12 protein-coding genes are annotated in these 14,331 nt (G+C 53.8%); 8 read left to right on the forward strand and 4 right to left on the reverse strand.

Annotation, left to right across the window (positions count from 1 at the left end; all coding sequences use genetic code 11):
* Nucleotides 1-3 precede the first annotated feature (3 nt).
* On the reverse strand, nt 4-1,341 hold the full coding sequence (locus FE839_RS07230; protein WP_138360166.1) for a PTS sugar transporter subunit IIC: 1,338 nt from the start codon (nt 1,339-1,341) through the stop codon (nt 4-6).
* A 303-nt stretch (nt 1,342-1,644) separates the two neighbouring features.
* On the opposite strand from FE839_RS07230, the gene FE839_RS07235 reads away from it, so the two are divergent.
* Nucleotides 1,645-2,646: a LacI family DNA-binding transcriptional regulator gene (locus tag FE839_RS07235; RefSeq protein ID WP_171034836.1), complete on the forward strand. Its 1,002-nt coding sequence runs from the start codon at nt 1,645-1,647 to the stop codon at nt 2,644-2,646.
* Between the two features lie 81 nt (nt 2,647-2,727).
* On the opposite strand, the gene lysA is transcribed toward FE839_RS07235, so the two are convergent.
* Nucleotides 2,728-3,990, reverse strand: coding sequence for a diaminopimelate decarboxylase (gene lysA, locus FE839_RS07240; protein WP_138360168.1), 1,263 nt, complete (start codon nt 3,988-3,990; stop codon nt 2,728-2,730).
* A 134-nt stretch (nt 3,991-4,124) separates the two neighbouring features.
* Here lysA and FE839_RS07245 point away from each other — a divergent pair, with 134 nt between their 5' ends.
* Complete coding sequence (locus tag FE839_RS07245; protein WP_138360169.1) at nt 4,125-5,051, forward strand: LysR family transcriptional regulator; 927 nt, start codon at nt 4,125-4,127, stop codon at nt 5,049-5,051.
* On the opposite strand, the gene FE839_RS07250 is transcribed toward FE839_RS07245, so the two are convergent.
* Nucleotides 5,017-5,730 carry an aspartate/glutamate racemase gene (locus tag FE839_RS07250; protein ID WP_138360170.1) on the reverse strand — a complete coding sequence of 238 codons (714 nt, stop codon included), beginning with the start codon at nt 5,728-5,730 and terminating at the stop codon, nt 5,017-5,019. The genes FE839_RS07245 and FE839_RS07250 overlap by 35 nt on opposite strands.
* A gap of 138 nt (nt 5,731-5,868) precedes the next feature.
* Between FE839_RS07250 and FE839_RS07255 the strand changes: the two genes are divergently transcribed.
* The 6 genes from FE839_RS07255 to FE839_RS07280 all read left to right on the forward strand — a co-directional run bounded on the left by FE839_RS07255 (nt 5,869) and on the right by FE839_RS07280 (nt 12,485).
* On the forward strand, nt 5,869-6,195 hold the full coding sequence (locus FE839_RS07255; protein WP_138360171.1) for a cupin domain-containing protein: 327 nt from the start codon (nt 5,869-5,871) through the stop codon (nt 6,193-6,195).
* A gap of 868 nt (nt 6,196-7,063) precedes the next feature.
* Nucleotides 7,064-7,954 (forward strand): carbohydrate ABC transporter permease, encoded by an 891-nt coding sequence (locus tag FE839_RS07260; RefSeq protein ID WP_138360172.1) that lies wholly within the window; start codon nt 7,064-7,066, stop codon nt 7,952-7,954.
* Nucleotides 7,947-8,849, forward strand: a complete 903-nt coding sequence (locus FE839_RS07265) for a carbohydrate ABC transporter permease (RefSeq protein ID WP_138360173.1) — start codon at nt 7,947-7,949, stop codon at nt 8,847-8,849. Before FE839_RS07260 ends, FE839_RS07265 begins: the two co-directional genes overlap by 8 nt.
* Before the next feature lie 12 nt (nt 8,850-8,861).
* Entirely contained in the window at nt 8,862-9,989 is a 1,128-nt protein-coding gene (locus tag FE839_RS07270) for an ABC transporter ATP-binding protein (RefSeq protein WP_138360174.1), read from the forward strand.
* A 16-nt stretch (nt 9,990-10,005) separates the two neighbouring features.
* Entirely contained in the window at nt 10,006-11,292 is a 1,287-nt protein-coding gene (locus FE839_RS07275) for an ABC transporter substrate-binding protein (protein ID WP_138360175.1), read from the forward strand.
* Nucleotides 11,293-11,357: 65 nt separating this feature from the next.
* Complete coding sequence (locus FE839_RS07280) at nt 11,358-12,485, forward strand: oligogalacturonate lyase family protein (protein WP_138360176.1); 1,128 nt, start codon at nt 11,358-11,360, stop codon at nt 12,483-12,485.
* Between the two features lie 412 nt (nt 12,486-12,897).
* Here the strand turns inward: FE839_RS07280 and FE839_RS07285 are convergent, their stop codons facing one another.
* Complete coding sequence (locus tag FE839_RS07285) at nt 12,898-14,331, reverse strand: glycoside hydrolase family 32 protein (RefSeq protein WP_138360177.1); 1,434 nt, start codon at nt 14,329-14,331, stop codon at nt 12,898-12,900.

Below are 14,331 nucleotides of genomic sequence, written 5' to 3' on the forward strand. Positions count from 1 at the left end.
TCCTCATACATTCTGGCTGACTTCAGCGTTTTCCGCCTGACGCTGCGCGTTTTCCGCACGACGGGAGGCTATTTTGACGAACGGCAGATAGATAAGCACCGCGGCGACAATACAGACAAGCTGTGTCACTACCGCCCCCATCGATCCGGCTGTGGAGAGCCAGGCGTTAATCAGCGGTGGCGTGGTCCACGGCACCATGACCACCGCTTTACCGGCAAAACCGGTGACGGTGGCGAAGTAACCGATACTGCCGGTCACCAGTGGGGTAATAATAAAAGGGATCGCAAGGATCGGATTAAGCATGATCGGCATACCGAAAATCACCGGTTCGTTAATATTGAACAGCCCGGGTCCGATCGACAGTTTGGCGATCTCCTTCATTTCTTTGCGTTTGGTGGCGATCATCACCGCAATCAGCAGGCCAATCGTCAGCCCCGAACCGCCAATGCTCATATAAACATCCCAGAACGGCATGGTGATGATATTCGGCACCTCTTTGCCCTGCTCAAAGGCGCTCATATTGACGGTAATCGCCCCCAGCAGCAGCGGTTCGCGGATCGGTTTGATCATCTGATTACCGTGAATGCCGATAACCCAGAACAACTGGGCGACAAACATCAGCAGTAGGATCCCCGGCAGGCTTTGCACCACTCGCTCCAGCGGCTGCTGTACCACCTGATAGACCGCATCATAGAGATACATGCCGGTAATTTGATGAAAAATAAAACCAAAGGTAGCAATCGCCGTGGTGGTAATAATTGCCGGGATCAGCGCGGAAAACGATGCCGATACGTTGGGGGGAACGGTGTCCGGCATTTTGATCTTGAGGCCTTTGCATCTCTCCAGCCAGCAGTAGATCTCCACGGAAAGAATGGCAATAAACATGCCGAGGAACAGGCTGCGCGTATCTGAGAACTGGCGCAACAGCACATCTTTCACTTCATGCATTTGTCCGTCGACCAGCATTTCGACGGTAGTTGGCGTCACACAGATAAAACAGATGACCGCCAGCAGGCCGGGAAACAGGCTCTTAATACCGTTAATCCGTCCAAGCTCAATACCGATCAGAAATACGGCGCCGATATTAAGAAAGTTAAGCGTCGCATAGTTAATTGCGCTGGTAATCGGTTTTAGCGCAGCCAGAAAAGAGAGCGCCTGAAAGCTGGCCAGCCCGTTTTTCGGATCCAGCACCATATTGGAGATCAGCACCGAAAAGGCGCCCACGATGATCACCGGCATCAGGGTAATAAAGGCCGCCTTTATCGCCATAATGTAGCGGTAGCTGTTGAATTTCGTAGCGAAACTCCCCAGAGAGTCGATCAATTTGTCCTGCAATGCCATAGAGGATACCTCAGGGTTAAGGGACTTTTTTGCGCACAAGGTGTACAGCCAGGCACCTATTGGCATACCAAAAATAATCATCGATGGGAAAAAGTTCTGTGACTAAGTTCGCAACCTCAAAACTGGCATTCCAAAAAAACCAAATTGGCATGCCGAATTCAGTGTTTTATTTTTCAGCCCGTTAATCCTGCAAAAGCGTGATCGCGATAGTTTTTTTGCTTTGCCACGAAGCCATATCCCCCTGAATGTCTGTGATAAACTGCGCATTACCACGTGATATCAGGAATCGGATGAATGGCTACAATGCTGGATGTCTCAATTCACGCAGGCGTCTCTAAAGCGACGGTTTCCCGCGTGTTGAACGGCACTGGTCAGGTGAAAGAGAGTACCCGCCAGCGGGTTTTTAAGGCAATGGAAGAGCTGGGCTATCGGCCCAACTTTCTCGCCCGCTCGCTAGCGAACCGCACGAGCAACAGCATCGGCCTGGTGGTCTCCATTTTCGACGGTTTCTATTTTGGGCGTTTATTGCAGCAGGCTTCCCGACAAACGGAAGCCTGGGGTAAACAGCTGATTGTCACCGACGGGCACAATGCGCCGGCGCGTGAAGAAGAGGCCGTACAGATGCTTGCCGACCGTCAATGTGACGCCATCGTGCTATACACGCGCCATATGAGCGAAAAGAAAATTATGTCGCTGATTGAGTCCATCGGCACGCCACTGGTGGTCATTAACCGCGACGTTAGCCAGGCGCGGGATCGCTGCGTTTTTTTTGAACAGCAGGATGCGGCGTTTCAGGCGGTAGAGTATCTGATAACTCAGGGCCATCGCGATATCGCCTGTATTACCGTGCCAATACATACGCCAACGGGAAAGGCTCGTCTGGAGGGCTATCGTCAGGCGCTGAAAAAGCACGGTATCAAATGGGATCCGGCGAAAGTGAAGTATGGCGATGCCACCATCCCACGTGGCTATGAATTATGCCGTGAACTGCTGGAAGAAAAAACATCGTTTAGCGCGCTGTTTTCCTGTAATGACGATATGGCGCTGGGTGTTTCAAAAGCGTTGCGTCAGGCCGGGCTGCGGATCCCGCAGGATATTTCATTGTTTGGTTTTGATGACGCGCCGAGCGCCAAATGGCTGGAACCGGGGCTATCCACGGTCTACCTGCCGATCGATAACATGATTACCACCGCTATCGATCAGGCGATCAAGCTGGCCAACGCTCAGCCGATTGAAACCATCCCGCCGTTTACCGGCACCCTGGTACTGCGCGAGTCGGTGGTCGCCGGCCCCTATTCCACGTAATCCGCCGGATGCCGTTTTCACCGAAGAAGCAACGGCATGCCTGGCATCGGCCCGATAAGCGAAGCGCCATCGGGCATCCACTCACAACAGTTCCAGCGCTAACAGTTCGTCAATTGTCTGGCGACGGCGAATCAGCCGCGCTTTACCGTTGTCGAACAGCACTTCCGGCAGCAATGGACGACTGTTGTAGTTTGAAGACATCGATGCGCCGTAAGCACCGGTGTCATGCAGCACCAGATAATCGCCCGGCACCACCGCTGGCAGCAGGCGGGTTTCCACTTTTCCCCCTTCCTGCTGGGTAAAGACATCGCCCGATTCGCACAGCGGCCCGGCTACCACGGTTTCAATCTTCGCGGCGGCGCTCAAATCCCGACCGTCCCCCGCCAGGGCGGTGATATGGTGGTAGCTGCCGTACATCGCCGGGCGCATCAAATCATTAAAACCGGCATCAATCAGCACGAAGTGACGGCTGCCCATCCCTTTCACGCTGCGTACCTGAGAAACCAGCACCCCGGCTTCCGCCACCAGGAAGCGACCCGGTTCCAGCTCCAGCTTCACCGGGTGACCCAGATATTTGGCTATTTGATCGCGCGCCGCGTTCCACAGCCCGAAGTAATGATCGGTATCGATCGCCTCTTCCCCTTCGTGATAAGGGATCGACAGCCCACCGCCGGCGGAGATCGCCTGCAGATCCTGCCCGAACTCGATAACCTGGCGCACCATCGCACCGCACACCTGCTCCAGATGGCCATAATCCACCCCGGAACCAATGTGCATATGAATGCCCACCAGCTGAAGCTGATAGCGTTGCATCACCTCCAGCGCCGCCGGTAAATGCGTGTGCCAGATACCGTGTTTGCTGTTCTCGCCGCCGGTATTGGTTTTTTGACTGTGGCCGTGGCCGAACCCCGGATTAACGCGCAGCCAGACCCGATGACCCGGTGAAACTTCCCCTAGCTGCCTCAGCATATCAACAGAACCGGCGTTGACCGGGATTTGCAGCGCTTTTACCCGCGCCAGCGTCGCGTCATCGATCAGATCAGCGGTAAACACAATGTCGTCCGGATGCTGTTGCGGATCGTAGCCGGCCGCTAATGCGCGCTCGATCTCGCCCAGAGACACCGAATCCACCTTCACCCCCTGCTCACGCATCAGGCGTAAAATGTGAATATTGGAGCAGGCTTTCTGCGCAAAACGCACCACGTCGAACTTCCGGAGTTGAGCAATCTGACGACGGATAATCTGCGCATCGTAGACCCAGACCGGGCAGCCGAACTCAGCGGGCAAGCGCAGCAGATTTTCTGCGGTCAGATCGGTATCAGTGGCGTAAAGCGAGTGTGGCATAAGTAACTCCGGTGCTGTGTGTGCGTTATCTCTGTTTTTTTACGATTACGCCACAGCGCGTAAGGAATAAAAAATATCGTTTTATTGCCAGTCTATGCAAAAATGATATGGAATGCATAATCCGAGGATCGCTGATGCCCGCCGTAAACCTGCGCCATATCGAAATCTTCCATGCGGTGATGACCACCGGCAATCTGACCGAAGCCGCGCAGATGTTGCATACCTCGCAGCCAACCGTCAGCCGCGAGCTGGCGCGTTTTGAAAAAGTGCTGGGATTAAAGCTATTTGCCCGCGCGCGCGGTCGTCTGCAACCCACGGTTCAAGGATTACGCCTGTTTGAGGAAGTTCAGCGCGCCTGGTACGGTCTGGACAGAATCGTTAGCGCCGCGGAAAGCCTGCGCGAATTCCGCCAGGGCGAGCTGTCGGTTGCCTGCTTGCCGGTATTTTCGCAATCTTTTTTACCGCTGCTGCTGGAGCCGTTTTTGACGCGCTACCCGGACGTTCACCTGCAAATCGTCCCCCAGGAATCGCCGCTGCTTGAAGAGTGGCTGTCGGCTCAGCGCCACGATCTCGGCCTGACCGAAACCCTGCATACCCCTGCCGGAACCGAGCGTACGCCGCTGCTGACGCTGAATGAGGTGTGCGTATTGCCGCAAGGCCATCCGCTGGCCGTGAAACAGATGCTAACGCCCGCGGATTTTCATGACCAAAACTACATTAGCCTGTCGCGTACCGACAGCTATCGCCAGTTGCTTGATGCCCTGTTTCTCGAACATCAGGTCAAACGGCGGATGGTGGTGGAGACCCATAGCGCCGCCTCAATTTGTGCCCTGGTGCGCGCTGGCATTGGCATTTCGGTGGTTAACCCGCTCACCGCTCTGGATTACGCCGGAAACGGCGTAGTGGTACGCCGTTTTAGCGTTGAAGTGCCCTTTACCGTCAGCCTGATTCGCCCGCTGCATCGGCCCGGCTCCGCGCTGGTCGATGCTTTCGCGTTACATCTGCAAAAAAGCCTGCCGCGTATTCTTACCCCGCTTGAAGCGGTGCTGACGAAAGCATAAAGTCGACCGCGTCCGCCGCATGAATCGCAGTGGTATCAAACACCGGCAGCGGACTGCTTTCCGCAGGCACCAGCAGGCCGATTTCGGTGCAACCGAAAATCACCCCTTCCGCGCCCTGTTCCGCCAGATCCTCAATCACCTGAAGATAGTAGTCGCGCGAATCCGCGCTAAAGGTCCCCAGGCACAGTTCATCGAAAATGATCTGGTTGATACGCTGGCGATCGTCGGCCTGCGGGATCAGCGTGTCGATAGCGAACTGCTGCTGCAACCGGCCGCGATAAAAATCCTGCTCCATGGTATAACGCGTCCCCAGCAGAGCTACCCGGCGTTGGCCTTTGGCTGTTATCGCCCGTCCGGTGGCATCGGCAATATGCAGAAACGGCACCTCGCAGCGTGTTTCAATCGCCTGCGCGACCTTGTGCATGGTGTTGGTACACAAGAGGATCCCTTCGGCTCCCGCCTGCTGCAGGCCGAAAGCCGCCTGGGCGAGGATCTCCCCCGCCCGCTGCCAGTCCCCGGAAGACTGACAGGCTTCAATGTCATGGAAATCCACGCTATGCAGTAACAGACTGGCTGAATGTAGCCCGCCCAAACGGCTTTTAATGCCTTCGTTAATAAGACGGTAGTAAGGAATCGTGGATTCCCAGCTCATTCCGCCCAACAGGCCGATCGTTTTCATTATTCACTCCTTCCAGGAATACCTTTGGGACGCCGAACTTGTGATCAGCTTTCCACTTCTCCTGACATTCGTTTCTTTTTACAAGATTGTGGTGTAAATTAAGTGAAACGGTGTTTTAATTAACTACAGGACGACCAGATGTTTATTTTCCATAAAGAGACCACCCTTGAAGATCTGGGCAATGGCGTAACCCGCCGCATCCTTGCGCACGATGGCAACATGATGGCGGTCGAGGTGAACTTCGAAGCAGGCGCCATCGGGCCGATGCATAACCATCCCCACGAACAACTCACCTATGTTCTTTCCGGCGAGTTTGAATTCACCATCGGCGATGAAAAACATGTGGTGAGCGCAGGCGATACCCTCTACAAGAAACCAGAGATTATGCATGGCTGTATCTGCCTGAAACCAGGTACGCTTCTTGATACTTTTACCCCGATTCGCCAGGATTTTCTGCAAAAGTAATATCTCATCTCCGGGGCATGCCCTGCGTGCCCTGATGCGAGTCAGTGACGCCATTTATGCGATTTTATGGTGTCACGTCTGTCGGCGTGAATCTCTTTTTTCCGGTTGCTGAAAACCACAAACAAACGATATCCGAAATTATTGCGGATGAATCGGGATAACTCTACCCTAAATTATTCGAGTTGCAGGAAGGCGGCGACGCAGTGAATCCCCGGGAGCGTACTCCAGTACGTGACTGGGGTGAACGAGGAAAGCCAACGCACATGCAACTTGAAGTATGACGGGTATAACGAGTAAACAACATCCTGGTTTTTCGCCAGAACCACCGCTTAATCGCACCTTTCTGGCTGTAACAAAGCCTGATTCCCCCGTAAATGGCCTTTCACTGACGTGCATCAGCGTCCCCCACCATTTTCTGAACTTTCCCGCTAAAAATAACTGTCCTAAAGTAGATTTTATCCAAATCATTAACAAGGCTAATTATTTCCCCCACCCGGCTTTTACCAGCTCGCGCCTCATCCTGTTTCAGGCCCATTTTCCCGGTAAAATGCGCGCCTCCGCACCTTTTTGAAACATCGTTTCGACTTTGATCACATTTCCGCGATGAACTGAATGACTCTGTGATAAATAGCAATAAAATAAAATTAAAACGGCGTTTTACAAAATCAGGACGCAAGGTAAGACAAAATCAAAAAACACATGCTCTGCAAGGATAAGTAGAGCGAAAACGTTCTCAATAAGTAAAAAGCGCATTAAGGAATGACTCACGGCTGACATAGCAAAAACACATTAACTTTCCGGCGGCGGCGCCCGCGGGAAAGGCAGTCAACAGAATCCGTATTAAAACTCGTAAGCCAGGTAGGTATGTATGAATGAAAACAAGCTCCTGGGATTGGCATGGATATCGCCCTATATTATCGGGCTGATAGTCTTTACCGCCTTTCCCTTTGTTTCATCTTTCTTCCTCAGTTTCACTGAGTACGATTTGATGAATCCACCGGTGTTTAACGGCATCGAAAACTATCGCTACATGCTGACCGAAGATAGCCTCTTCTGGAAATCCATGGGCGTGACGTTCGCGTATGTCTTTTTAACCATTCCGTTAAAACTGGCTTTCGCGCTGGGGATCGCTTTTGTCCTCAACTTCAAACTGCGTGGTATCGGTTTTTTCCGTACCGCCTACTACATCCCCTCGATTCTCGGTAGCTCCGTGGCGATCGCCGTCCTGTGGCGCGCGCTGTTTGCAATCGACGGGCTGCTGAACAGCTTTATTGGCGTATTCGGCTTCGATCCGGTCAACTGGCTCGGCGAACCTTCGCTGGCGCTGATGTCCGTTACCCTGCTGCGCGTCTGGCAGTTTGGTTCCGCGATGGTGATCTTCCTCGCGGCGTTGCAGAACGTGCCGCAGTCTCAATATGAGGCAGCGATGATCGATGGCGCGTCAAAATGGCAGATGTTTATGAAGGTCACGGTACCGCTGATCACCCCGGTGATTTTCTTCAACTTCATTATGCAGACCACTCAGGCGTTCCAGGAGTTTACCGGCCCGTACGTCATTACCGGCGGTGGCCCAACCTATTCCACCTATCTGTTCTCACTCTATATCTACGACACCGCATTTAAGTACTTCGATATGGGTTACGGCGCGGCGCTGGCGTGGGTGCTGTTCCTGGTGGTCGCGGTCTTTGCCGCCATTGCGTTTAAGTCTTCGAAATATTGGGTGTTCTACTCCGCCGATAAGGGAGGCAAAAATGGCTGATATTCAACAAATCTCTGAAGCAAGAGACATCGCCGCACGTGAAGTCGCACGAACTCTGCGTCGTGAAAAAATCAGTCGCTCGATTCGCTATGTGATCCTGCTGTTCGTCGGCCTGCTGATGCTCTACCCGCTGGCATGGATGTTCTCGGCGTCGTTCAAACCGAATCACGAGATCTTCACCACCCTGAGTCTGTGGCCTGCCCACGCGACCTGGGAGGGTTTTATCAACGGCTGGAAAACCGGGACTGAGTACAACTTCGGTCACTACATGCTGAACACCTTCAAGTATGTCATTCCGAAAGTACTGCTGACCATTATCTCCTCCACCATCGTGGCCTACGGCTTCGCCCGCTTCGAGATCCCGTGGAAGAAATTCTGGTTCGCCACCCTTATCACCACCATGCTCCTGCCGAGCACCGTGCTGCTGATCCCCCAGTACCTGATGTTCCGTGAAATGGGCATGCTGAACAGCTATCTGCCGCTGTACCTGCCGTTGGCCTTCGCCACCCAGGGGTTCTTCGTCTTTATGCTGATTCAGTTCCTGCGCGGCGTCCCCCGCGATATGGAAGAAGCGGCGCAGATCGATGGCTGCAACTCCATTCAGGTGCTGTGGTACGTCGTGGTGCCGATTCTGAAACCGGCGATTATCTCCGTCGCGCTGTTCCAGTTTATGTGGTCGATGAACGACTTTATCGGCCCGCTGATTTACGTCTACAGCGTCGATAAATATCCAATTGCACTGGCGCTGAAAATGTCCATCGACGTCACGGAAGGCGCTCCGTGGAACGAAATTCTGGCAATGGCGAGTATCTCCATTCTGCCGTCCATCATCGTGTTCTTCCTGGCACAACGCTACTTCGTACAGGGCGTAACCAGCAGCGGAATTAAAGGTTAAGAGGGAAATATCATGGCTGAAGTTATTTTCAACAAACTGGAAAAGGTCTACTCCAACGGCTTCAAAGCGGTACATGGTATCGATCTGAAAATCGCTGATGGCGAGTTTATGGTCATCGTTGGCCCCTCCGGCTGCGCCAAATCCACCACCCTGCGCATGCTGGCCGGTCTGGAAACCATCAGCGGCGGCGAGGTGCGCATCGGGGAAAAAATCGTCAACAATCTCGCGCCAAAAGAACGCGGGATCGCGATGGTATTTCAGAACTATGCGCTTTACCCCCATATGACCGTCCGCGAAAATCTCGCTTTCGGCCTGAAGCTGAGCAAAATGCCGAAGGATAAAATTGACGCCCATGTGAACGAAGCGGCAAAAATTCTCGAACTGGAAGAGTTGCTGGATCGCCTGCCTCGTCAGCTCTCCGGCGGCCAGGCGCAGCGCGTGGCGGTTGGCCGCGCAATTGTGAAAAAACCCGATGTATTCCTGTTCGATGAACCGCTCTCTAACCTTGATGCCAAGCTGCGTGCCTCAATGCGTATCCGCATTTCCGATCTACACAAACAGTTGAAGAAATCCGGCAAACCGGCGACCACCGTATACGTGACCCACGATCAGACTGAAGCGATGACCATGGGCGATCGCATTTGCGTAATGAAGCTGGGCCATATCATGCAGGTTGATACCCCGGACAACCTCTACCATAAGCCGAAAAATATGTTTGTAGCCGGTTTTATCGGCGCGCCGGAGATGAATATCCGCCCCAGCCAGTTGGTTGAACACGCGGGTCGCCTGCACCTGACCATTGGCGATGAGCTGCTGCCGTTAAACGACACCCTGCAGAGTAAAGTCGCCGCGCATAAGGACCAACAGGTATTCTTCGGTGTGCGCCCGGAGTTCGTCTCTCTCTCCGATGAACCGTTTGCCGAAGGATCATGCACTGGCGAAATGGTGCGCGTGGAAAATATGGGACATGAATTCTTCGTCTATCTGAAGGTTGCGGATTATGAACTGACCGCCCGCGTTCCGTCAGATGAAGCGAAACCCATGATTGAGAAAGGGCTTCATCGTAAGGTGCATTTCAAATTTGATTTCAACAAGTGCCATATTTTTGACGCTAAAACTGAACAGAACATCTCTCTGTGAACACTGGAGTATTAAAATGAAAAAAGTGCTTTTAAGCGCCGCAATCTCCGCAACTCTGAGCCTTACCGCGCTGCCGTCAATGGCAAAAGATGTCGACCTGCGTATGTCGTGGTGGGGCGGCAATGGTCGCCACCAGGTCACCCTGAAGGCGCTGGAAGAGTTCCACAAGCAAAACCCGGATATTAACGTTAAAGCGGAATATACCGGCTGGGATGGCCACCTTTCGCGCCTGACCACGCAAATCGCTGGCGGTACCGAGCCGGACGTGATGCAGACCAACTGGAACTGGCTGCCCATCTTCTCGAAAAATGGCGAAGGCTTCTACGATCTGAATAAGATGAAGGACGTTATCGATCTGAGCCAATTTCCGGCCAAAGAGCTGCAATCCACCACCGTGGACGGCAAGCTCAACGGTATACCGATCTCCGTTACCGCTCGCGTGTTCTACTTCAACAACGAGACCTGGAAAAAAGCGGGCATTGCGTATCCGAAAACCTGGGACGAGCTGATGGCGGCGGGTAAAACCTTCGAAAGCAAGCTCGGTAAAGAGTACTACCCGGTGGTGCTGGAGCACCAGGATACGCTGGCGCTGTTGAATTCATATATGGTGCAGAAGTACAACCAACCGGCAATCGACGAGAAGACGAAGAAATTCTCCTGGAGCAAAGCGCAGTGGGTTGAATTCTTCCAGATGTATAAAAAATTAATTGATAGCCACGTGATGCCGGACACCAAATACTACGCGTCATTCGGCAAGAGCAATATGTATGAAATGAAGCCGTGGATTCAGGGCGAGTGGGCGGGAACCTACATGTGGAACTCGACGATCACCAAATACTCCGACAACCTGAAGCCACCGGCGAAGCTGGAACTGGGGGCGTATCCGATGCTGCCAGGCGCGACCGACGCGGGCCTGTTCTTTAAACCGGCGCAGATGCTCTCCATCGGCAAGTCAACGAAAAACCCGCAAGCGGCAGCGAAACTCATTAACTTCCTGCTGAACAGCAAGGAAGGCGTTGATACCCTGGGCCTGGAGCGTGGCGTACCATTGAGTCAAGTGGCGGTGAAATACCTGACCGAAGACGGCACCATCAAAGCCGATGACCCGGCAGTCTCTGGCCTGAAACTGGCTCAGTCTCTGCCGACCAAACTGTCTGTGTCACCTTACTTCGATGACCCACAGATCGTCGCCCAGTTCGGCACCACTCTGCAGTACATTGATTATGGGCAGAAAACCGTAGAAGAGGCGGCGGCGGACTTCCAGCGTCAGTCTGACCGTATCCTGCGTCGCGCAATGCGCTAATTGTTGGTTATCAGTCCCTGCCCCGCAGCGCCGGCTGCGGGGTATTTTTGTGCAAGGAGGGAATCATGAAAGGCAAAATCATCCCGCTGAACTTTCTGCATACACAAGACAGCGAAACCGGTCACCCGGTGATCCGGATGACGCCACCGCATGTTATCTGCCATCGCAACTACTTCTATCAAAAATGTTTTACCCGTGACGGCGGTAAGCTTATTTTCGGCGGCGCGTTTGAGGGCCACTGGAACTACTATTTACTCGATATTGCCGCGCAGAAGGCAATCCAGCTCACCGACGGTCCAGGGGATAATACCTTCGGCGGTTTTCTTTCCGATGACGATCGGTCGCTGTGGTATGTGAAAAACAACCAGCAGTTGCGTCGTGTGGACCTGATGTCGCTGGAAGAACAGGTCGTTTATCAGGTAGATGACCAATGGGTGGCTTACGGTACCTGGGTCGCTAATAGTGATTGTAGCCAACTGGTGGGGATTGAAATAAAAAAAAGCGACTGGCAACCCCTGACCGACTGGCGCAAATTCCGCGCCTTTTACTTTACCCGGCCGACGTGTCGGCTGATTAATATCGATCTGCGCAGCGGCGAACAGCGCGTGGTTTTGCAGGAGAAACGCTGGCTCGGTCATCCGATTTACCGCCCGTTTGATAACCGCACTATCGCCTTCTGTCATGAGGGGCCACGGGATGCGATCGATGCCCGGATGTGGCTTATCGACGCGGACGGCAGCAATATGCGTAAGGTTCGCCAGCACCAGCCGGGAGAGAGTTTCACCCACGAGTTCTGGGTGCCGGATGGCTCCGCGCTTTACTATGTTGCGCATCAGGAAAACGATCCGCATCGCTATCTGTGCTGCGCCGACCCGACGACGCTGAAGAATAGCCAGTTGATGGCCATTCCCCCCTGCTCACATCTGATGAGCAATCAAGATGGTTCCCTGGTGGTCGGCGACGGCGCGCCGCACAGCACCGGCGATATTCAGCTTAACGATCCGTTTATTTGGGTATTTGATATTCGTACCAATAAGCAGACCGCGGTTTGCCGCCATGACTCGACATGGAAAGTGATCGACGGCGAGCGTCAGGCGACGCACCCACATCCGTCATTTTCACCGGATAACCGCTGGGTGCTGTTCACGTCCGATAAAGAAGGCATGCCGGCGCTGTATCTGGCGGAAGTGTAATACTGCAGCGTCGTCCCTCTGATTTCATCCCCCTCACACAAAGCCGTCTCTTGAGCAGATCTTCTGGTCAAGAGACATTGTCTGCCGGCGCCAGGGATAACCCCCTGCCGATCGGTGAAGCGCCATTCGCCAGGTTTTATTGCCGGTCAGAAGAATTCGGTTAACAGGTGGTGTTGGCGAAATGACGCATTTTTATTTTTGCCTGATTTTGGTCGGTGGATTGTTCCGTTCACCGTCAATACGAAGATATTGGTTATATCCACAGCCCGTGAACGACACCGCATAAAAAACCCGATGGCGGGCTTAACCGGCCCGCGTTCGCCTGACTGGGGATTTCCTGTATCCACAACAAGGATGACATTCACAACCCGCCCAAGGTCAAAGGCGGGTTATTAACAACACTTAAATACTATCATTCGAGCTGCCAGGCACCCGCTTCAGTTAAAAATGCGCAACCGCTCCAGGCAAACAGCGCCAGTTCGCGACGGCCTGCATCCGGATATATCCGGCTGCTAAGACACGCCTCCCCTTCATTAACAAACACTTCCACGGAAGAGCTATCGAAGAATATCCGCAGTTTGAGATCCTCACCAGCGGCCAAAGGTACGCTACGCGTCCCGCACAGACCATACTGCGGATAATGGCGTTCCAGTACCAGGCGCTGCATCTGCGCATCCACATACACGCGCAGCCCCTCACCAACGCTCAGGCCATACTGTTCAGCGTGGCTATTCGCGCAATCCCAGTGCACAACAACCTCCATCGCCTCACAGCTTTCCACCATTGTGGTCTGCTGGTTTTTCAGGGTAGCGACCGGCCAGGGAAACCAGGCGCCGCGCATGCTTTCCACCTCTTTAGCCGGGCGCATTTGCAACCGATTATCCGCACTCAGGCTCACTTCACGTGGCAACGAAAGCATTCCCGCCCAGCCGTCCTGCTGCTCCGGCAGCGGTGATTCCCACATATCCAGCCAGCCAATCACGATCCGCCGACCATCGGGGGTCAGGAAGCTTTGCGGGGCGTAAAAATCGTGGCCGTGATCCATTTCAACAAACCCGCTCTCGCGAACAAACGCCTGCCCCGGTTGCCATTCGCCGAGCAGATAGCCGCTCTGAAACAGATTTCGATTTTGATAACCTTTCGCCGCCACCCCCTGCGGGGAAAACATCAGCACACGTTTACCGTTGAGGAGAAAGAAATCCGGGCATTCCCACATATAGCCCATCTCTTTTTCCGCCTCATCGAGAATGCCCGCATCATGCCACTGGCGCAAATCAGCGGAACGATACAGCCGCACCTGCCCGGTATCGCCGTCACGAGCGCCGACGATCATGTACCAGCTATCCCCTTCTCGCCACACTTTCGGGTCGCGGAAATGGTGCATGCCTGGCGGCGTATCCACCACGATCCCCTGACGCTCAAAGTGAATACCGTCGCGGCTGGTCGCCAGACACTGCACCTGATAGAGGTTGGCTTCGTCGCCGGGATCGCCGTGGAATTTATGCCCGGTGTAAATCAGCGCCAGCGTATCACCATCAACCACCGCCGAACCAGAGAAGCAGCCGTCTTTATCCTCCGGACCTTCGGGAGCCAGCGCCACCGGCAAATGCTCCCAGTGCACCAGATCCTTACTACGCGCGTGGCCCCAGTGCATCGGCCCCCATTGTGTGGAATACGGATGATGTTGGTAAAAAGCGTGATACCAGCCATCAAACCAGACCAGGCCATTTGGATCGTTGATCCAGCCAGCTCGTGCGGCCAGGTGATAACGCGGATACCAGCGCAGGTTCAGCGTTTCATGTTTCGCCTGCAGTTCTTTCTCAGCCCTGGAAATTGAATAGATCAT

It is taken from the genome of Klebsiella indica, from assembly GCF_005860775.1.
Lineage (GTDB): Bacteria > Pseudomonadota > Gammaproteobacteria > Enterobacterales > Enterobacteriaceae > Klebsiella > Klebsiella indica.

Bases quoted from the DNA above. Each gene is read 5' to 3' on its own strand.
- lysA (WP_138360168.1), bottom strand. From the start codon at position 3,990: ATGCCACACTCGCTTTACGCCACTGATACCGATCTGACCGCAGAAAAT.
- FE839_RS07260 (WP_138360172.1), top strand. From the start codon at position 7,064: ATGAATGAAAACAAGCTCCTGGGATTGGCATGGATATCGCCCTATATT.
- FE839_RS07275 (WP_138360175.1), top strand. From the start codon at position 10,006: ATGAAAAAAGTGCTTTTAAGCGCCGCAATCTCCGCAACTCTGAGCCTT.
- FE839_RS07250 (WP_138360170.1), bottom strand. From the start codon at position 5,730: ATGAAAACGATCGGCCTGTTGGGCGGAATGAGCTGGGAATCCACGATT.
- FE839_RS07265 (WP_138360173.1), top strand. From the start codon at position 7,947: ATGGCTGATATTCAACAAATCTCTGAAGCAAGAGACATCGCCGCACGT.
- FE839_RS07245 (WP_138360169.1), top strand. From the start codon at position 4,125: ATGCCCGCCGTAAACCTGCGCCATATCGAAATCTTCCATGCGGTGATG.
- FE839_RS07285 (WP_138360177.1), bottom strand. From the start codon at position 14,331: ATGATCTATTCAATTTCCAGGGCTGAGAAAGAACTGCAGGCGAAACAT.
- FE839_RS07230 (WP_138360166.1), bottom strand. From the start codon at position 1,341: ATGGCATTGCAGGACAAATTGATCGACTCTCTGGGGAGTTTCGCTACG.
- FE839_RS07255 (WP_138360171.1), top strand. From the start codon at position 5,869: ATGTTTATTTTCCATAAAGAGACCACCCTTGAAGATCTGGGCAATGGC.
- FE839_RS07280 (WP_138360176.1), top strand. From the start codon at position 11,358: ATGAAAGGCAAAATCATCCCGCTGAACTTTCTGCATACACAAGACAGC.
- FE839_RS07270 (WP_138360174.1), top strand. From the start codon at position 8,862: ATGGCTGAAGTTATTTTCAACAAACTGGAAAAGGTCTACTCCAACGGC.
- FE839_RS07235 (WP_171034836.1), top strand. From the start codon at position 1,645: ATGCTGGATGTCTCAATTCACGCAGGCGTCTCTAAAGCGACGGTTTCC.